Here is an 18,404-nt window from a genome sequence, read left to right on the forward strand (position 1 = left end):
GATTTTTTATGGATCTTTTACTGCTGCTAAAAGCGGCAATTATGGGTATTGTAGAAGGTGTTACCGAATTTCTACCTATTTCCAGTACTGGGCATTTAATTCTCGCTTCAGAGTTAATGAATTTCTGGACTAAAGAAAAAAGTGATGTGTTCGTGATTGCCATTCAAATGGGCGCGATTGCAGCAGTGATTTATGAATACTGGGCTCGTCTGTGGGGCGCGGCAACCGGTATGTTTACCGGTGAACCCAAAGGTCGCCATTTGGGGTTTAGCCTGATCATGGCTTCTATTCCAATCGTATTGATTGGTCTGACTTTTGGACAGGCAGTCAAAGAGTTATTATTTAATGATATTGCCGTTGCGATTGGTTTAATTGTTGGTGGTTTCATTATTATCTGGATTGAGAAAAATCCACTTAAAGTCAATGCTGAAGAAGTCGAGAACATTAGCTATAAAGAAGCGATCTGGATTGGTTTAATTCAAGTGCTGTCTTTAATTCCGGGGACTTCACGTTCGGGTGCAACCATTATTGGTGCAATGTTCTTAGGCATATCCCGTAAAGCGGCAACAGAATTTTCCTTCTTCTTGGGCATACCGGTGATTATTGGTGCAGGCCTGTTAGATCTGTATCAAAGCTACCATGTATTCGAAAGTACACAAGATTGGGCCGTTCTTGCAACAGGAATTATAGTGTCATTTGTTTCGGCTTTGATTCTAATTCGTGTATTGGTGGCCTATGTCGCGAAACGTGATTTTATGGTTTTTGCCTGGTATCGTATTGCCTCGGGTCTTTTAATCTTACTCTTTGCATTTACAGGCTGGAAATTATGGTAAGCGAGATCCGCTTATTTGTAGAACAAGAATTTCAACAGAAAGCACAGCAGTATTCTGCTGTGCTTTTTTGTCGTGGAGTGAAGGTAAATCTTGAAGTCATTGAAAAGCTCAATGCCAGATTTTTGCGTTTTCATCCTGAGCTTGCTTTATGCGTAGATGAATCCGGTCTGTGGTTATGTGCCAATGGCATGAAGATGCAGCCGGACTGGAAAGCAGAGGTGCCACGTTTAAAAAGAGCATCCTTAAAATCTGAAATGATTGCGCGAGCGTGTAATCTGGGGGAAAAACCAAACTTGATCGATGCGACCGCAGGGTTGGGGCATGACAGTTTACTGATGGCACATTTAGGTGCTGATGTCACCTTGGTTGAGCGACATCCCATCTTGTTTACCTTGCTTGAAGATACTAAAACTCATGCTGAACATGATGCTTTTTTAAGTTCAGTGGTTGCACGGATTGATCTGGTTTTCTCTGATTCAACCGATTACCTGATTCAGCAAGCTGAGCATAATAATATCGTAGATGTGGTTTATCTGGATCCCATGTTTCCACAACGCGATCAAAACCAGCAAGCGATTAAAAAACAGGCTCAAGTCAAAAAGCAGATGCAATTACTGCATATGTTATTACCTGAAGATGGTGAAATGGATCTAGGGGATAATTTATTGATTTTGGCACAAAAAATAGCAAAACGGGTGGTGGTAAAGCGGCCTCGTTTAGCGGTATATTTAGCGAGCCAAGAACCCAATCATCAATGGCAAGGTGATGCATGTCGTTTTGATGCATACTTTCAGCAGCACCTTGTAGAGTAGTTTGGTAATTGCTTCAATATTGGGCACTAATTTGTTATATAGTTAAAAAACGGCATTGATAAAACTCCCATCAAGCATAAACTTACATTGTGAACCAGCGAGCTACAGCTAACCCTAAATCCTATGATCGACTTTAAACCCTCCATTAATTTTTGGCATGATTTTAAAAGCAACCAAACTGCAGGGATGTGGCTCTTTTTGGGATCACGTCGGTCTTTACAAATTGTTCGACCCTCGATATTACAGCTGATTTTTTGGGGGATTTTAGGCGGTAGTGCCAACAGTTTATTTAGTTGGTTAAGTTCAGGGGAAGTAGGGGAGTTTAATCCTCAAGGCTTGATCAGCTATGCCTTATGGCCTTTTATTGCGCTGATTGTCGGTATTTTCCTATCACAACGGATTAATAATCCGCGTTTGATGTTGGTGCCCGCTTTACTGTGGCTGGTACTGGATACCCATATCGCGCTTTTGCAAAGTCTGATTCAGTATCTGGGTTATATCGACGTATTGCCTTACATCTTTTATGACTATCTACCGATGATATTCATGGTGCTGTTTGTCTGGCAAAGTCTGGCTGTGGTCTGGGTTTTTTCACGTGAATTAAAGTGGCCGTGGTGGGAGCGGGGATTGATTGTCGCGGCAACCCTGTTTACCCTCGTAGTCTGGCAAATGTCGGTCAAAGGTCAACCAATCTGGAAAGTGGAAGAAAGCCCGCCAACGTTTGCCGAAGATGCCTTTTACGCACAAAGTCGAGTATTGAGCAAATCTCTTGAAGCCGTTCAGTATGGTGAATTCGCCCAATCGCATTGGTACTTTTTAGGCGTAGCAGGCGCAGGCTATCAAGACGTTTTTAAGTCGGAAGTCGAGCGGATAAAAGAACAGTTTGATACCCGTTTTGGGACTTTCGGTCGCTCACTTATATTAGTCAATAATCCTGCAACACGCACTAAAACTCCAATTGCTTCACGTACCAGTATGGAAATGGCTTTACGCCGTATCGGGCAGCAAATGAATCGTGAAAGCGATGTATTATTTTTATATATGACATCGCATGGCTTGCCAAATCAGTTTGAAATGGAAAATGCACCCATAGATTTAAACGACGTCGATCCAAAATGGCTAAAAGATACTTTGGATAAGTCGGGAATTCGTTGGCGCGTGATTGTAATTTCTGCATGTTATTCAGGCAGTTTTGTTCCTGCCTTGCAAGATGACAATACTTTAATTATTACTGCTTCTGCTGCCGATCGCGCATCCTTTGGCTGTTCGAATGAAGCCGATTATACTTATTTTGGACGGGCTTTCTTTGATCAGTCTATGCGCGAGCAGACTTCAATCAGTGCCGCATTTGAACAAAGCAAAGAGACGGTGGCGCAATGGGAAAAGGCTCAAGGTTTTGAGCCCTCTGAACCGCAATGGTCGATTGGGAAAAATATGGAATTTATGTTGCCACAATTGGAGCAGCGCTTATTTCCGGCTAAAATTCAAACAGATATCAAAATAGAAACACCACAATTAAGTGTTCAAACACCATAAGGAAAATAGACATGGAATTAATCCAACATAACCGATGCTTTGATGGTGAACAGCGCATTTATGCTTTTAATTCTAAGTGGCTAAAGGGCGAAGCTAAGTTTGGCATTTTCTTGCCACCTCAAGCTTTAAGGGGACAGCCATGCCCAGCACTTTTTTATTTAGCCGGTCTGACCTGTACTGAGGAAACTTTTAGTATTAAAGCCCATGCGCAACGCTTGGCCACTCAATTGGGTTTAATCTTGATTAGCCCAGATACTTCGCCAAGAGGTGAGCAGGTTGCACAAGGTGATTCTTGGGATATCGGTCAAGGGGCAGGATTTTATATTAACGCAACTCAAACGCCATGGGCCGAACATTATCAAATGGAAAGTTTTATTGCGGATGAGCTGTATGATTTAGTCACTCAAAATTTCCCCGTTCAAGCAGATTCGATCGGTATTTTCGGACATTCCATGGGCGGCCATGGGGCGTTAACACTGGCATTTAAATATCCAGAAAAATTTAAATCTGTGTCGGCTTTTGCGCCGATTTGTGCACCGAGCCAATGCCCATGGGGTGAAAAAGCCTTTTCGAATTATTTGGGTGAAGATCGGAATGAATGGTTAAAGCACGATGCCACTGCCTTAATTCAAGAAAAAGGTGCATTATTTAAAGAGATTCTAATAGATCAAGGATCGAAAGATCAATTCTATGCACAATTGAATCCGGTATTATTTAAACAGGCCTGTGCAGAAGTAGCTCAGTCGCTCACCTTACGTGAACACGAAGGTTATGATCATGGATATTACTTTATTCAAAGTTTTATCGATGACCATCTGCAATTCCATGCGGTGCAACTTGAAGCATAATATTGCATAAAAAGGGAGAATATAATTCTCCCTTTTTTATTGGTGCTGCCATGTTGCAGCAAATTCTTGTTGAGCCATACGGCTTAAATGATCAAGAACTACTTTTTCTAGTCTGCTTAAGTCTTCTAAAGGACTGTCAATGGAGACTAATAATTGTTCCGCTTGCGGCATTAGCTTTACGGTTGCATCTGGCATAAAAATACTATAATTGCCGTCAGTTTCAGCAACTTCAAATTTATGTTTCCAGTGATTGAGTAAGCGCTTGGCGATGCGGGTAGCTTCTGGAGTAGCGATTTGTGTATTGCTTTTCATTCTCATTTACCTTGTGTTGTGATATCAACATAACAGATTATAAAAATAGCTAAAGTTAAATAATGCAACGCAATGTCGCAGTTTTGGAATGCTGAATAAATAGTATCGAAGCTGGATTGGATTACAGCAGCCAGTTTCAATTTGTTATAATGTGAAAAATCAATTCAAATCTATAGCCAGGTTCTCCCCATGTCTAAGCCATATTTAATTGCACCATCAATTTTATCTGCTGACTTTGCTCGCTTAGGCGAGGAAGTCGAAAATGTACTCGCTGCTGGTGCAGATGTCGTACATTTTGATGTGATGGATAACCATTATGTGCCTAACCTGACATTTGGTGCAGGCGTATGTAAGGCATTAAAGAAATATGGGATTCAGGCACCGATTGACGTACATTTGATGGTTTCACCAGTCGATCGTATGATTGATGATTTTCTGGAGGCAGGTGCAGACATTATTACGTTTCACCCGGAAGCAACCGATCATATTGACCGTTCATTACAGTTGATTAAAGCCGGTGGTGCGAAAGCCGGTTTGGTGTTTAATCCGGCAACGCCTTTGCATTATCTGGATTACGTTTTGGATAAAGTCGATCAAGTGCTCTTGATGAGTGTCAACCCAGGATTTGGCGGTCAAAAATTTATTCCAATGACTTTAGATAAACTTCGTCAAGCACGCAAAATTATTGATGCTTCAGGTCGTGATATTCGTTTAGAAGTGGATGGCGGAGTAACTCCAGCCAATATCCGTGAAATTGCAGAAGCGGGTGCAGATATGTTTGTTGCCGGTTCAGCTATTTTCGGTAAACCGGATTATCAAGCTGTAATTAATGAAATGCGTTCAGAACTTGAAAAAGTCGGTTCTGTAAATATCTAATAATCTACAATTAATTGAAGCTAAGTTGTGGATAACTTTATGGATAACCATATGGATATCTGTGTAGATAACTGTATGGATAACTTGATTAGTTTATAAACGATTATGGAATAATAGTTTAATAATTAGACATTAAACGTATAAAAAGCACTCAATGGAGTGCTTTTTTGATGTCTTAAGGTATTAAAAAATATGGCTGTTTATTAATCTACGCTTACAAATAAGCCTGTTTAAAAAATAACTTTATTGTTTTAATAGACATAAAAATAGCGAACGATGAATTGTTGAGTATAAATTTAAAGAATTGTGTATAACTTTGTTCTTGGTTATGCTGTTAGATCTAAATCAAAGTAAAATGATTTATATTCATTCTGGAATGATGAAAGGATAATTCTTTGCTGACTTCATTACGCAAACAGGCTTGGTTTGTGCTGCTGATGGTTTTTGCCCTCGGGTGGAGTAGTGTCGCCTTTGCATCAGCAAAGCCTATGCATCAGCAAATGATGAAGCAATCCAGTGTTGCACAGCATCAACAAGCGATGACCGCCATGTCGGGTTGCCATGAGTCAGTCAAGGTTCAATTTCACACTCATCCGAATCCTTCAGAATATGTAAAAGCATCGCATGATCAAGATTGTCACCAGACCATACAGAATCAGGTGCAGCATTCTAGTTGTAATGATTGTGTGCCGTTACATTGTCAAAGTTTAACCAGCTGGTTGGATTCACAAACAACAGAATTACTCAGTTTTGATCATATTCAAGAACATCCCCAGCGCAATTTTGATTATTCCGCCCAGCATTTAATGGGTTTCTGGCAACAAATCTTACGTCCTCCCAAAGCTTAATCTTGATTTAAAAAAACATTTTTTATTTTTAAATTACAGGTTAAGTCATGTCTATTAAGTTAACTCAAAGCCTCTGGGCCGGGGTGTGTCTCGTGTCCTCATCGTGGGCGTGTGCTGCGGTCAAAGAATATCATCTGAGTATTGATGAGCAGCTGGTCAATGTGACCGGGAAGCCTTTAAAACGCATTACCGTGAATGGCCAATTTCCTGCACCGCTTTTGGAATTTGAAGAAGGCGATGATGCCGTTATTCATGTGCATAACAAGCTAAAAAATAAAGATTCCTCCATTCATTGGCATGGATTATTGCTGCCCGGTTTAATGGATGGTGTGCCGGGTTTTAATCAGTTCAAAGGGATTAAACCGAAAAGTGATTTTGTCTATCGTTTTAAGGTGCGTCAAAATGGCACCTATTGGTATCACGCGCATTCCAAAGGTCAAGAGCAGGACGGTTTATATGGTGCTTTGGTGATTTATCCGAAAGATAAAAAGCCAGTCGCAGCGCATGAACAAACTGATCGGGATTATGTAGTGATGTTGTCTGATTTTCATCAGTCCAGCAGTGACCAGATCATGAAAAATCTGAAAAAGTCAGCAGAGTACTATCAGAATCAGCGTGAAACTTTAGCGGATGTATTTAAACAAGTGCAGCGTGACGGTTTGAAAAATACTTGGCAAGACCGTGGCATGTGGAATCAAATGCGGATGCTGAAAACCGATTTGTCCGATGTTACCGGTTATACTTTTCTGATCAATGGAAAAACGCCAGAGCAAAACTGGACGGGCGTATTTAAGCAGAATGAAAAAGTCCGCTTACGCTTTATTAATGCTTCCGCCATGTCTTTTTATGATGTCAGTATTCCCAACTTGAAAATGACGGTAGTGAGTGCAGATGGGCAGCCAGTTCAACCTGTGCCAGTCGATGAGTTTCGAATCGGCACTGCAGAAACTTATGATGTGATGGTTGAGCCGAAAGCCGATCATTACCAAATTGAAGCAGAATCGATTGATCGCAGCGGTTTTGCGATTGGCACATTGCATAATGAAAATTCACCAGTGGCGCACGCGATTCATATGCCAAAAGCACGTCCACGTGCCTTGCTCACGATGGAAGATATGGGACACGGTTCTTCATCGGGTGAGCATGCAAACATGAATCATGCTCAGATGAACGCCAGTCAAGAAAGTGCGCATTCACAAAGCTCGAATCACCTTAATCATCGGGCTATGGATGATTCTAAGATGGATGATTCCATGATGAAACATGAGCCTGCGCCAATGGATCATTCGCAAATGAACCATGCCGAAGGTGCTAATCATTCACAACACCCAGCCAAGTCTGATTCTAAACCACAGCAGCATATGGATCATTCAGCACACGCAGCAGCGAAACCAACAGTGGATGATCAGGAGCAGCCTGTTTATGGCTGGGCTAATGCGTCAACTCCAGCAGGTCATAAAGCACTGCAATATAGCGATTTGAAATCTTTAACGCCACAGCCCGATACCCGTCCGGCAGAACGTGAATTGGAAGTGCGTTTAGGCGGTACGATGGAGCGTTATATCTGGACCATTAATGGCAAGAAATTTACTGAAGTAGAACCCTTACAGGTCAAATATGGTGAACGTGTTCGATTGAAGTTTATCAATGAAAGCATGATGGCGCATCCGATGCATTTGCATGGCATGTTTATGCAGCTTGAAAATGGTCAAAGTATGCAGGATATGCCCAATAAACATACCTTGGTTGTGCCACCGGGCAAAACCGTGACTGCATTGTTGACTGCGGATGAGTTGGGTGAATGGGCCATTCATTGCCATCTGCTGTATCACATGTCAGCCGGCATGATGAGCAAGTTAATTGTCGCGAATGTTGGTGCAAATCATCCAACCACCAGGGCATCTAAACCAAATTCAGCTCAGCAAGGACAAGGAGACTCACATGCGCATCATTAATTTATTTGCCATGAGTACCTTAAGTGCTTCCTTGCTGCTGAGTGGGCAGAGTTTTGCGAATGGGCATCACACAATGCCAATGCCTACGACTCAGAACCAACAGCCAGCTGACATTCCTGTAAATCATTCACAGCATCAAACAGAGTCAGTGCTACCCAAGACTGCGACTGAGAAAAAACCGCAACCCCTACAACAAGAGCAATCCAGTTCAGATCAGGCAGATCATGCTGCACATATCAAAGAGCATGGTGGGCAGGTTTATCAACACACCACGGTTGAAAGTAAATGGCTGCGCAATGATGATGGCGAAGGTGTTTTAAAGTCGCAACTTGAAACCCGAATTGGCACGGATGAAAACAAGATTTTTATCAAAGTCCATGCCGATCAAGCTGAATCAGAGCAAACTGAATATGAGGCCAAAATGTTATATAGCCGTATGCTGAATGATTTTTGGGATGTGCAGACCGGTCTGCATTACTTGAATAACCAGAATCGTGAAGTGGATTCGGAGCAGCTAGGAGCCGTTTTAGGTATTCATGGCTTGGCACCGTATTTTTTTGAAACCGATGTCTACTTATATCTGGGAAAGGACAAGCAATGGTCTTTGAGCTTGGAAACCGAGCGGGATTTATTGCTGACTCAAAAACTGATTCTGAAACCTTACTTAGATGTGAATATCGTATTGAGCGACGATTCAAACTATGCCAAAAAGTCAGGTTTAAGTCGTGCCCAACTGGGGCTGGAAACCCGATATGAAATCAATAAAAAGGTCATGCCTTTCGTAGATATCGCATACGGTTATACTAAAGGGAATCAGCAGACGGCTTGGCAACAACAATCGGATTCCGGAAATGAATGGTTATATGGTGCAGGCATTCGGTTTAAATTTTAAAGTTTTTAAAACTATTTAAAGTTATTTAAAATCAGCAAATCCGATGGACTGATGTCTATCGGATTTTTTATTTGGACATTGTTTAGGTGATCAATGGGTCAAAAAATGTAAATACTGCACCCATTTAAATTAATTATTTATATAATTATCTTAAATAAAAGGAGGAACGACCTCCCTTGGTACAATTTGATTAATCTCTGCACCAAGAAAATTCGTCAGGACGACCTGATTCTCATCAAATGGAGCATAGTCGTCATGGCTTGGGTGGTTCTAATTTTAGCGGGTCTTTTTGAAATTGTATGGGCTTATGCAATGAAACTTTCAGAAGGTTTCACACGTTTAACGCCCAGTATTATTACCTTGGTGTTCATGATTTTGAGTTTTGGTTTGCTGGCTTATGCCATGCGAACCTTGCCGCTCGGTACAGCCTATACCATTTGGACAGGCATTGGCGCAGTCGGTTCGTTCTTGGTTGGAATCTTTATTTTAGGCGAGCCAGCATCAGCAATGCGTATGTTGGCGGCAGTCCTGATTATTTCTGGATTAGTATTGATGAAACTGTCATCATCATAAACTCTGGATCATTTATTTCACTGCAGGAGAAGACAAATGAAACTGGCATTTTTAGAAATGGCTTCTCCTGTGGGAACCTTAAAACTGGTCGCCCATGAAACGGCTTTAGTCGCCGTGCTTTGGGAAAATGAAAACCCTAAACGTGTACGCTCAGCAGAATTAATAGAGCAAATTGATCATCCTATTTTGCTAGAAACCCAAAAACAGTTAACTGAATATTTTGCAGGAAAAAGACAGCAATTTGATGTGCCTTTGGATTTTGAAGGAACAGAATTTCAGAAGAAAGTCTGGCAAGCTTTACTCAGCATTCCATTTGGGGAAACCCGAAGTTACCGTGATATTGCAGAACAAATTGGCAATGTGAAAGCAGTTCGCGCAGTGGGGGCCGCCAATGGGAAAAATCCGATTTCGATTATCGCGCCGTGCCATCGCGTAATAGGGATGAACGGAAAACTGGTCGGCTTTGCCGGAGGACTAGGAAATAAAGATATCTTGTTAAAAATTGAGCAGGCTCAATAAATCTAAAACAATCATAAAAATTTATAAATTAAACGATTTAAAGAGTAGCGGGGAATATTTTGGGTCAAATTTTTTCACAGTTCATATCTATGCTCTGGTGGTTACCTTTATTTTTTATTGTTGCGGCATTATTCAAAATTTTTAAGCCTTTTTTAAAAGGAAAATTTGGAGAGTTCGCTGTTGGTATTCACGCAAAAAAATATTTAACTGAAGAATATATTCTGTTAAATAACTGTACTTTGCCGGATGAACAAAATGGAACTACACAAATTGATCATATTTTATTAAGTCCGTATGGCGTGTTTATTATTGAAACCAAAAACTATAAAGGCTGGATTTTTGGGGGTGAACGCCAAAAAATGTGGACCCAGAAAATATTTAAACAAAGCTATAAATTTCAAAATCCGCTGCATCAAAATTATAAACACCAAAAGGTTTTAGAGCAGATTCTGGTAGATATTATAAGTGCTGAATACTTACATTCTGTAATTGTGTTTATGCCTGACTGTGAATTTAAAACAAAAATGCCCCTAAATGTATTTAGAGGCAAGACTTGGACTACCTATGTCAAAGGTTTTAAAGATGTGGTTATTTCGTCGATGAAACTTAAACGGATTCAATTGCGGATTGAGAAAGAGATATTGGAAAAATCTTGGCTAACAGATCGCTTGCATGTCGCAAACTTGCAACAACGCAAAGATAATAGCTGACCGTCAACTCATTCATTTAAGCCTTAGCTGAGCCATCCGCCAATAAGCTTAAATGAGGGTGTATCAATGAGATTAATTTGTAGTGGTATAAATTTTTTCAACAATTTCATTGAGTTGCTTAATGCGTTTCACTTCATTCCAAAGTTCTTTTGCTTCCGGATAATGTTTAGACATCATGCCAATCCATTGTTTATAGCGTCCCACCATATTGATTTCTTTTTTATAGGGACCGCTCAAAAAGCGTATTTGTAAGGCTAAAAGTTCATTCCAGCTAATCAAAGCCTCATCTGTATTTTTACGAATACATTGAGTAATGTCCGGTGTGGTCACCGCAGCCCGGCCTATCATTAAATCTTCACAACCGGATTCTACACGACATTTTTTGGCATCTGCATTGGTCCAAATTTCACCATTGGCGATGACATTGATTTTCAATGCTTTACGAATCGGTTGCAGCTGATCCCAAAATGCAGGTGGCGTATAGCCCTCTGCTTTGGTTCGAGCATGTACTGTTAGCCAGGCTGCACCGGCATCTTCAATGGCATGGGCATTCTCTAAAGTGAAGTTTCTGTCCATATAACCCAAACGCATTTTGGCTGAAACCGGGATATGCTCAGGTACGGCATCTCGAACGGCTTTGATCAGCATGTGTACCACTTCAGGTTCATCTAACAGAACTGAGCCGCCACGATGACGGTTTACCGTTTTTGCAGGACATCCGAAATTCATGTCAATGGCAGGGGCACCCAGCTCTACCGCACGAATGGCATTAGCGGCCAGCATTTCAGGGTTATTGCCTAAAAACTGGACATGAACTGGTGTTCCAGCGGCAGTTTTACCATCGGTTAGTAATTCAGGACAGTAATTATGATAAACATGGTCGGGCAGGACAGAGTCCGTCACACGAATGAACTCGGTTACACACCAGTCAAAGCTGCCGACATGCGTTAATACATCACGCATAATAGGATCGGTTAAGCCTTCCATGGGCGCAAGAACAAGTTTCAAAGTGTCAGACCTGTACAAAGAAAAACAGGGTTATACGTTTTTTTAAGAAGGTTGTCTAGCTTAGGGCTTGAATTACAAAAATCTACATGGGTAATTTAAGTATTTATCTCCGGTATAACAAATTTTTTATTAAATAGGAGGATGAATAAACGTTAAGACTATCATGATGATATTAAAAGCCCGATTGTTGAGTTGCCGTAATCCCCAATAAATAAATTTCCATAAATCGTAGTGATATTTTGAAGTCGTTTTAACAGTTTTTTATGTGGCTTTTATCCTTAAAACATCATCAGATATAGTGCATACCTATTTATTCATTAAAATCAATTTAAGTGTTCAGCAAATAATAATCCTTGATATTCTGCCAGAAGCCTGCATTTTCTCGGGTTCTTATTCTTTACTAAAAGACTAAAGCAAGTTTTAGATTTATAGGTGACAGTAAGATAAGACTATTGCGACAAAAATAAGGAGAAAAAAATGTCTGCTCGATTTTTACTGCCCATTTTACTCCCCATAGCGGGCTCTACCATTGTATTGGCATTAGCAGGATGTGCATCATCCTCTACGTCCCCGATTACAGACAGCTATGGTCCGCAACCCCATCTGCCTGCACCCAAATCAAGTTTACTGCCTACGGTGAATATTGCTCCTGCCAAAGGCTGGCCTGCGGGTATGATGCCGACTCCTGTCACAGGTTTAAAAGTACAGGCATTTGCAAAAGAACTTCAACATCCGCGCTGGCTATATGTATTGCCTAATGGAGATGTATTGGTGGCTGAAACCGATGCTCCGCCTAAGCCGGACGACAGCAAGGGCATTAAAGGCAAAATTATGAAACTGGTGATGAAGCGTGCAGGTTCATCACATCCGAGTGCCAACCGCATTAGCTTGCTCCGGGATAGCAATGGTGATGGTGTGGCTGACCAAAAAACCGTATTTCTACAAAATCTCAATTCTCCATTTGGTATGACACTGGTCGGCAATATGCTGTACGTGGCCAACACGGATTCCCTCATGCGTTTTCCTTACCAAGCGGGTGCTACTCAAATTACAGCAAGTGGCACTAAAGTACTGGATTTGCCGGGTGGCCCCCTAAACCACCATTGGACTAAAAATGTAATTGCCAATTCTGCAGGCACTAAACTTTATATTACGGTGGGTTCAAACAGTAACGTCGCTGAAAATGGCTTAGATAAAGAAGCTGGTCGCGCCCTGATTATGGAGTTTGATATTGCCAGTGGCAAAGCACGTCCATTTGCGACCGGACTTCGTAATCCAAATGGGATGGACTGGCAACCACAAAGTGGCGCGCTATGGACGGTGGTAAATGAGCGTGATGAAATTGGTAATGATTTAGTGCCTGATTATCTAACCTCAGTCAAAGCCGGAGCTTTTTATGGCTGGCCGTATAGTTATTATGGTCAACATGTGGACATACGGGTAAAACCGCAACAACCTGAGCTGGTCGCTCGCGCGATTCCACCTGATTATGCATTGGGTAATCATACAGCGTCATTAGGGCTGACATTTTATAAGGCAGAATTAATGCCACAATACCGCGGCGGTGCGCTGATTGGGCAGCATGGTTCATGGAATCGCAAACCTCATAGCGGTTATAAAGTCATTTTTGTACCGTTTAAAAATGGTCAGCCTTCTGGTCAACCGCAAGATGTATTGAGAGGCTTTTTAAGTGATCAAGGGGATGCTTTGGGGCGGCCGGTTGGAGTAGCCGTGGATCATTCTGGGGCTATTTTGGTCGCCGATGACGTGGGTAATATGATCTGGCGTGTATCACCAGCGACTACAACCATTGATAATCGTTCAATAAATAAAGCTCTAACCACTGCTTCTGCAAGCCATCAATCGGATAGTTCACAACCTGTTGTAGAAAAAGTAAGCAAGCAATAACTGGTTAAAACAGTAAATAATTGATTTTGAGAAGCTCAATCTTTCATCTAACCTTCAAACAGGCTCTTGCTGCTTACAGGTTAGTAGGGTAGTTGAACGAGGATGAAACAAAAAAAGTGAGTCAGGACTTTAATCCATATGTTAAAGGTTTATCGAAGTTTTATTTACCTTTAAACAGCTAATAAAAAAACCCCGACATCCTGTCGGGGTTTTTCGTATTTGATGCTTAGGTATAACTCCTGTCGTACCGCACATTCCTTATGTTGTTTGTTATTGTTTTTATTCTGTGGAACTTCCTGTTCTCTATGTCCCTATCATAGGAAATTGCAGCAAGATCGTATAGCCGCAAAGAGCCGGAATTGTTGTGAGCAAATGCGTACAAAGCTGGCTAAAAACTATCCCTATTTTCTCCTTGAAACTTGGGGATTGTTTCGGGTCTGGAATGATTGATCACTGGTAATGATGTATTGATGTGATCGCTTATTAAGCGATTTTGTAGGTAAAAAATATCGAAATGGATTGAAAAAAGCCGACTTGATTTTCAAGCCGGGATTCTGCTGATCTTTTAATTTATATTAACTTATTGATATTAATATATTATTTAAATTGAATTTCGTATAAGCACAATTATATTAAATAGATAAAGTAAATATATGAACTTTACTTCATTTTGTTGCCCTCTTGATCAATGATCACTTCACCATCTTCTTTGCTAAACGCCTTAAGTTGAGGAGCAGATAATAGATCCAGTACCAACTCAGAGGGTCTGCATAATTTAATACCCAGCTCTGTCACCACAAATGGGCGATTGATTAAAATTGGATGTTCAAGCATCAAACTCATCAACTGATCATCAGTCCAATGCGGTTGATCTAATTTAAAACGCTCATAAGGTTCAACATTTTTACGAATGGCGCCGCGTACAGAAAGCCCTGATTTTTCAATTAAAGTCATTAGCTCTTCTTTACTTGGTGGTGTTTTTAAATATTCAATGACTTCAGGTTCTTGTCCTGTATTTCGAATGAGTTCAAGTGTATTTCTCGACGTTCCACAGGCAGGGTTGTGATAAATCTTAATCTTTTGTGACATGAATTTTCTCAATGCAAAAACAATATTGCATTTATATATGGATATACGTATATTCGCAATAGCAAATATATTGAGTAATCATAAAATGAATCAAACAGATTTTTTTAAGTGTCTTTCTGACACTACCCGTTTGGACATTTTGAAGTTAGTCATGGTCAAACAAAATGTTTGTGTATGTGAACTGACGGAACAGTTGCAACTCAGCCAACCTAAAATTTCTCGCCATTTGGCTTTGCTTAGGAACCTTTCGATTTTACTTGATCAAAGACAGGGGCAATGGGTGTATTACCGTCTGAATCCGAATCTTCCTGAATGGGCAAGTAAGGTTTTAGACATTATCTCCAAACAAAATGATGACATGCTGGAAAATCCTCATGTTAATGCTTCAATTTCAATCCATTGCGAGTAATATCAATGAAATTCTTATTCCTATGTACTGGAAACAGTTGCCGTAGCATTCTTTCAGAAGTGTTATTCAATAGCCGTGCACCTGAAGGCTGGAAAGCTTATAGTGCCGGTAGTAAACCTTCTAGTCAGGTTCATCCATTAACCATGAAGACTTTGCAAAACTTAGGCTTATCTACCGATGGCTTATCCAGTAAGAGCATTGCTGCCTGTGAACAGTATCAGCCTGATGTGGTGATCACTGTGTGTGATTCGGCAGCACAAGAAGCATGTCCACTTTACCTGGGCGGTGCGATTAAGGCGCATTGGGGCCTGTCTGATCCCTCTCATCTAGAGCTACCTGAACAAGAAAAGCTCAACGCTTTTTTTATGACGGTTGATCATATTAATAAACGTCTGGATGCTTTATTTGCATTGGATACCAAGCAGCTTTCTCGTCCTAAGCTGATTGCAGAAATCAATAAAATTTCAAATATTGAGTAATACCATGGCTGCCTCAAAAATGTCATTTTTAGATAAAAATCTGACCATCTGGATTTTTATCGCCATGTTGCTGGGTATTGCGATCGGGGTTTTCTTTCCGCAAGCATCGGTTGCATTAGACCAGATGAGTGTTAATTCGGTGAATATCCCGATAGCAATCGGTCTGATTATCATGATGTATCCTCCACTTGCCAAAGTGGACTATGCGACCTTGCCGCAGGTATTTAAAGACAAGCGCACGCTTACTTTATCTCTGGTTCAAAACTGGCTGATTGCGCCGTGCCTGATGTTTGCATTGGCGCTGATTTTCCTGCAATCCTATCCTGAATATATGACTGGTGTGATTCTGATTGGTTTGGCACGTTGTATTGCGATGGTCTTGGTCTGGAATGGCCTGGCCTGTGGCGATAATCAATATGTTGCCGGATTGGTGGCATTTAACAGTATTTTTCAGATCCTGTTCTTTAGTACTTATGCCTGGCTGTTTTTGACCTTCTTGCCGCCTTATTTTGGTGTTGAAGCACAAGTAATTGATGTCAGCTTCTGGACAATTACCCATGCGGTACTGGTTTATTTAGGTATTCCATTTTTAATGGGCTTTCTTACCCGATTGACCTTGGTCAAACAGAAAGGTCTAGAATGGTATCAAACTCAATTTATTCGCAAGATTAGTCCGCTCAGTCTGCTTGCGTTGTTATTTACCATTGTTGCCATGTTTAGCCTGAAAGGTGGCGAAGTGGTCAGTTTGCCACTCGATGTGCTCAGAATTGCAATACCTTTAACCATTTACTTCGTGCTGATGTTCTTTATCAGCTTCTTTATGAGCAAGTGGATGGGAAATGATTATCCAAAAACTGCGGCCATCTCTTTTACCGCAGCAGGCAATAATTTTGAACTGGCACTCGCTGTTGCCATTGCCACTTTTGGTCTGGCTTCACCGGTTGCTTTTACCACCATTATTGGCCCTCTGGTTGAAGTTCCAGTCTTGATTGCCTTGGTCAGCGTTTCACTGTGGCTAAGAAAAAAAGTTTATAAAGAGGCATAACCTGATGAATCTCCCGAATGTAGATTTGGATCTGCTTGAACGACCCACTTTGGACAAAGTTCAGGCCAAAGAACTGCAACATCCACCGCGTATTTTGCTGCTGTATGGTTCAAACCGTGACAGGTCCTATAGCCGGCTCGCTGTTCAGGAAGCAGGCCGAGTACTGGAATATTTTGGTGCCGAGGTCAAAATCTTTCATCCTAAAGGACTGCCCTTACCTGAAGATGCAGACACGACTCATCCTAAAGTTACAGAGCTGCATGCGCTTTTAGCCTGGGCAGAAGGCATGGTCTGGTGTTCGCCTGAACGTCATGGTTCGATGAGTTCAATTTTGAAAGCCCAAATTGACTGGATTCCTCTGGCAGCAGGTGCAATTCGTGCCACTCAGGGCAAGACGCTGGCTGTGATGCAGGTATGTGGAGGTTCGCAATCGTTTAATGCGGTGAATCAATTGCGTGTTTTAGGGCGCTGGATGCGGATGATCACGATTCCAAATCAATCCTCTGTACCGAAAGCGTTTCTGGAATTTGAAGAAGATGGTCATATGAAACCGTCTCCTTATCACAATCGAATTGTGGATGTGATGGAGGAGCTGTATAAATTCACCCTTCTGACAAGAGGACAATCAGCTTATTTGACTGACCGTTATTCTGAACGGGTCGAAAGTGCTGAGCAATTGTCAAAGCGTGTGAATCAAAAGAATATTTAGTTTCCCTAAAATGAAGATCATACAGATTTCCTGAAATTATTTTATTATTTATTTAAAATTATTAGCTTAATTGTTATTAAAAAAGCCTGATCTATAAAGATCAGGCTTTTTCATTAATTTATCCAATTTCACGATAAATATTTAGTTATTGTTCTGCATTTTTACTAAAAAAGAAGTTGAAAGGGGAAATTGTATTTATTTCCCTAAAATCATTTCTAATACAAACTTGGAACCAATAAAACCAATCGCCAGTAGCATAAAACCACTTAAGGTAAAGCGAATCGCTTTTTGGCCCCGCCAGCCAAATTGGTAATGACCAATCAGCAGCGACCCATAGACAAACCATGAAATAATACTGAAGGCCGTTTTATGGGCTAAATGCTGGGCAAAGAAATCTTCAATGGTGAAGAAGCCAAAACCTAAAGCTAAGGTCAGTAAGATAAAACCGGTAATGATTAAATCAAACAGCAAAGATTCCATGGCCTGAAATGAAGGCAATAAATTGACCCAGATTCTTTTCTGCTTGTTTTTTAATTCGCGATTTTGGAACCATAAAATCACCGCTTGTATGGTTGCCATCAGTAGAACGGCATAGGCCGATAAAGACAAAATAATATGAATGTCCAAACCTATGGAGTGTGGTTCAATCACCTGATTTTGCTTGCTTAAGGCAAAACCTAGAATCAAGCCGGTCGCAGCAACAGGAATGCCCAATAAATTAAGGGCCAAAATGGGGCGGTAAGTACTAAAGATTAAACTCAGCAATAACATCAGACCAGATGTGAATGACAGTAACAGGAATACATCATAATTTACACCTAGCGGCGTCAGCATATCGTTATACAGAACACCCGCGTGTAGCAGTAAACCTAAACCGAGTACAAGCCCTACAAACCAATGGTTCGGATCACGCTTTGACATTAAGTGAATAAACAAATACCAGAAAGATGTGGTATAAGCGATTAATGCTAAGATCGTGTAAACCAAGGGGAGACTGATCATGTCAAACCTTTTTCAGGATGTTGAATATTCATTTATATAAA

Annotated in this window: 20 protein-coding genes; 16 read left to right on the forward strand and 4 right to left on the reverse strand. The window is 41.0% G+C overall.

All coding sequences use genetic code 11. The features are described from left to right. Nucleotides 1–8: 8 nt before the first annotated feature. The 4 genes from AC3CAU_RS12860 to fghA all read left to right on the forward strand — a co-directional run bounded on the left by AC3CAU_RS12860 (nt 9) and on the right by fghA (nt 4,029). Nucleotides 9–833 (forward strand): undecaprenyl-diphosphate phosphatase, encoded by an 825-nt coding sequence (locus AC3CAU_RS12860; protein WP_447053585.1) that lies wholly within the window; start codon nt 9–11, stop codon nt 831–833. Next, complete coding sequence (locus tag AC3CAU_RS12865; protein ID WP_447053584.1) at nt 827–1,645, forward strand: class I SAM-dependent methyltransferase; 819 nt, start codon at nt 827–829, stop codon at nt 1,643–1,645. The genes AC3CAU_RS12860 and AC3CAU_RS12865 overlap by 7 nt, the downstream gene beginning before the upstream one ends. Before the next feature lie 123 nt (nt 1,646–1,768). Further along, nucleotides 1,769–3,181, forward strand: coding sequence for a C13 family peptidase (locus AC3CAU_RS12870; RefSeq protein WP_424621621.1), 1,413 nt, complete (start codon nt 1,769–1,771; stop codon nt 3,179–3,181). Nucleotides 3,182–3,192: 11 nt separating this feature from the next. Further along, nucleotides 3,193–4,029 (forward strand): S-formylglutathione hydrolase, encoded by an 837-nt coding sequence (gene fghA / locus AC3CAU_RS12875; protein WP_131214280.1) that lies wholly within the window; start codon nt 3,193–3,195, stop codon nt 4,027–4,029. A gap of 36 nt (nt 4,030–4,065) precedes the next feature. Here the strand turns inward: fghA and AC3CAU_RS12880 are convergent, their stop codons facing one another. Next, on the reverse strand, nt 4,066–4,341 hold the full coding sequence (locus AC3CAU_RS12880; RefSeq protein WP_424621624.1) for a DUF2218 domain-containing protein: 276 nt from the start codon (nt 4,339–4,341) through the stop codon (nt 4,066–4,068). Nucleotides 4,342–4,530: 189 nt separating this feature from the next. Here AC3CAU_RS12880 and rpe point away from each other — a divergent pair, with 189 nt between their 5' ends. The 7 genes from rpe (at nt 4,531) to AC3CAU_RS12915 (ending at nt 10,714) form a co-directional block, all read left to right on the forward strand. Then, on the forward strand, nt 4,531–5,217 hold the full coding sequence (gene rpe / locus AC3CAU_RS12885) for a ribulose-phosphate 3-epimerase (RefSeq protein ID WP_131214278.1): 687 nt from the start codon (nt 4,531–4,533) through the stop codon (nt 5,215–5,217). Nucleotides 5,218–5,612: 395 nt separating this feature from the next. Continuing rightward, the gene (locus AC3CAU_RS12890; RefSeq protein ID WP_131214277.1) at nt 5,613–6,065 is read left to right on the forward strand and encodes a hypothetical protein; all 453 of its coding nucleotides are present in this window, start codon (nt 5,613–5,615) and stop codon (nt 6,063–6,065) included. A gap of 47 nt (nt 6,066–6,112) precedes the next feature. Further along, nucleotides 6,113–8,020, forward strand: a complete 1,908-nt coding sequence (locus AC3CAU_RS12895; protein WP_447053583.1) for a copper resistance system multicopper oxidase — start codon at nt 6,113–6,115, stop codon at nt 8,018–8,020. Continuing rightward, nucleotides 8,007–8,912 (forward strand): copper resistance protein B, encoded by a 906-nt coding sequence (locus AC3CAU_RS12900; protein WP_447053582.1) that lies wholly within the window; start codon nt 8,007–8,009, stop codon nt 8,910–8,912. Before AC3CAU_RS12895 ends, AC3CAU_RS12900 begins: the two co-directional genes overlap by 14 nt. A gap of 255 nt (nt 8,913–9,167) precedes the next feature. Further along, nucleotides 9,168–9,485, forward strand: coding sequence for a quaternary ammonium compound efflux SMR transporter SugE (sugE, locus tag AC3CAU_RS12905; RefSeq protein WP_424621643.1), 318 nt, complete (start codon nt 9,168–9,170; stop codon nt 9,483–9,485). 36 nt (nt 9,486–9,521) lie between these two features. Next, nucleotides 9,522–10,004, forward strand: a complete 483-nt coding sequence (locus AC3CAU_RS12910; RefSeq protein WP_447053581.1) for a methylated-DNA--[protein]-cysteine S-methyltransferase — start codon at nt 9,522–9,524, stop codon at nt 10,002–10,004. 56 nt (nt 10,005–10,060) lie between these two features. Next, a complete protein-coding gene (locus AC3CAU_RS12915; RefSeq protein ID WP_447054338.1) occupies nt 10,061–10,714 on the forward strand; it encodes a nuclease-related domain-containing protein in 654 nt (217 codons plus the stop codon). A 72-nt stretch (nt 10,715–10,786) separates the two neighbouring features. On the opposite strand, the gene AC3CAU_RS12920 is transcribed toward AC3CAU_RS12915, so the two are convergent. Further along, entirely contained in the window at nt 10,787–11,722 is a 936-nt protein-coding gene (locus AC3CAU_RS12920; RefSeq protein WP_447053580.1) for a tRNA dihydrouridine synthase, read from the reverse strand. A 477-nt stretch (nt 11,723–12,199) separates the two neighbouring features. Here AC3CAU_RS12920 and AC3CAU_RS12925 point away from each other — a divergent pair, with 477 nt between their 5' ends. After that, nucleotides 12,200–13,630 (forward strand): PQQ-dependent sugar dehydrogenase, encoded by a 1,431-nt coding sequence (locus AC3CAU_RS12925; protein ID WP_447053579.1) that lies wholly within the window; start codon nt 12,200–12,202, stop codon nt 13,628–13,630. Between the two features lie 660 nt (nt 13,631–14,290). Here the strand turns inward: AC3CAU_RS12925 and arsC are convergent. Continuing rightward, complete coding sequence (gene arsC, locus AC3CAU_RS12930) at nt 14,291–14,719, reverse strand: arsenate reductase (glutaredoxin) (protein ID WP_131214271.1); 429 nt, start codon at nt 14,717–14,719, stop codon at nt 14,291–14,293. 85 nt (nt 14,720–14,804) lie between these two features. Between arsC and AC3CAU_RS12935 the strand changes: the two genes are divergently transcribed. Genes AC3CAU_RS12935 through arsH form a run of 4 tightly spaced genes read left to right on the forward strand, consistent with a single transcriptional unit; the run spans nt 14,805 to nt 17,361 of the window. Next, on the forward strand, nt 14,805–15,128 hold the full coding sequence (locus tag AC3CAU_RS12935; protein ID WP_131214270.1) for a metalloregulator ArsR/SmtB family transcription factor: 324 nt from the start codon (nt 14,805–14,807) through the stop codon (nt 15,126–15,128). Nucleotides 15,129–15,133: 5 nt separating this feature from the next. After that, complete coding sequence (locus tag AC3CAU_RS12940; RefSeq protein WP_424621632.1) at nt 15,134–15,607, forward strand: arsenate reductase ArsC; 474 nt, start codon at nt 15,134–15,136, stop codon at nt 15,605–15,607. Between the two features lie 4 nt (nt 15,608–15,611). After that, nucleotides 15,612–16,652, forward strand: coding sequence for an ACR3 family arsenite efflux transporter (gene arsB / locus AC3CAU_RS12945; protein ID WP_131214268.1), 1,041 nt, complete (start codon nt 15,612–15,614; stop codon nt 16,650–16,652). Nucleotides 16,653–16,656: 4 nt separating this feature from the next. After that, complete coding sequence (gene arsH / locus AC3CAU_RS12950) at nt 16,657–17,361, forward strand: arsenical resistance protein ArsH (RefSeq protein ID WP_131214267.1); 705 nt, start codon at nt 16,657–16,659, stop codon at nt 17,359–17,361. Between the two features lie 195 nt (nt 17,362–17,556). Here the strand turns inward: arsH and AC3CAU_RS12955 are convergent, their stop codons facing one another. Next, a complete protein-coding gene (locus AC3CAU_RS12955; protein WP_447053578.1) occupies nt 17,557–18,363 on the reverse strand; it encodes a cytochrome C assembly family protein in 807 nt (268 codons plus the stop codon). Between the last annotated feature and the right edge of the window lie 41 nt (nt 18,364–18,404).

It is taken from the genome of Acinetobacter sp. GG23 (assembly GCF_057766365.1).

Coding starts and splice junctions, on each gene's coding strand:
- rpe (WP_131214278.1), top strand. CDS start 4,531: ATGTCTAAGCCATATTTAATTGCACCATCAATTTTATCTGCTGACTTT.
- AC3CAU_RS12940 (WP_424621632.1), top strand. CDS start 15,134: ATGAAATTCTTATTCCTATGTACTGGAAACAGTTGCCGTAGCATTCTT.
- AC3CAU_RS12895 (WP_447053583.1), top strand. CDS start 6,113: ATGTCTATTAAGTTAACTCAAAGCCTCTGGGCCGGGGTGTGTCTCGTG.
- sugE (WP_424621643.1), top strand. CDS start 9,168: ATGGCTTGGGTGGTTCTAATTTTAGCGGGTCTTTTTGAAATTGTATGG.
- AC3CAU_RS12900 (WP_447053582.1), top strand. CDS start 8,007: ATGCGCATCATTAATTTATTTGCCATGAGTACCTTAAGTGCTTCCTTG.
- arsC (WP_131214271.1), bottom strand. CDS start 14,719: ATGTCACAAAAGATTAAGATTTATCACAACCCTGCCTGTGGAACGTCG.
- arsH (WP_131214267.1), top strand. CDS start 16,657: ATGAATCTCCCGAATGTAGATTTGGATCTGCTTGAACGACCCACTTTG.
- AC3CAU_RS12955 (WP_447053578.1), bottom strand. CDS start 18,363: ATGATCAGTCTCCCCTTGGTTTACACGATCTTAGCATTAATCGCTTAT.
- AC3CAU_RS12870 (WP_424621621.1), top strand. CDS start 1,769: ATGATCGACTTTAAACCCTCCATTAATTTTTGGCATGATTTTAAAAGC.
- AC3CAU_RS12880 (WP_424621624.1), bottom strand. CDS start 4,341: ATGAAAAGCAATACACAAATCGCTACTCCAGAAGCTACCCGCATCGCC.
- fghA (WP_131214280.1), top strand. CDS start 3,193: ATGGAATTAATCCAACATAACCGATGCTTTGATGGTGAACAGCGCATT.
- AC3CAU_RS12935 (WP_131214270.1), top strand. CDS start 14,805: ATGAATCAAACAGATTTTTTTAAGTGTCTTTCTGACACTACCCGTTTG.
- arsB (WP_131214268.1), top strand. CDS start 15,612: ATGGCTGCCTCAAAAATGTCATTTTTAGATAAAAATCTGACCATCTGG.
- AC3CAU_RS12925 (WP_447053579.1), top strand. CDS start 12,200: ATGTCTGCTCGATTTTTACTGCCCATTTTACTCCCCATAGCGGGCTCT.
- AC3CAU_RS12860 (WP_447053585.1), top strand. CDS start 9: ATGGATCTTTTACTGCTGCTAAAAGCGGCAATTATGGGTATTGTAGAA.
- AC3CAU_RS12865 (WP_447053584.1), top strand. CDS start 827: ATGGTAAGCGAGATCCGCTTATTTGTAGAACAAGAATTTCAACAGAAA.
- AC3CAU_RS12910 (WP_447053581.1), top strand. CDS start 9,522: ATGAAACTGGCATTTTTAGAAATGGCTTCTCCTGTGGGAACCTTAAAA.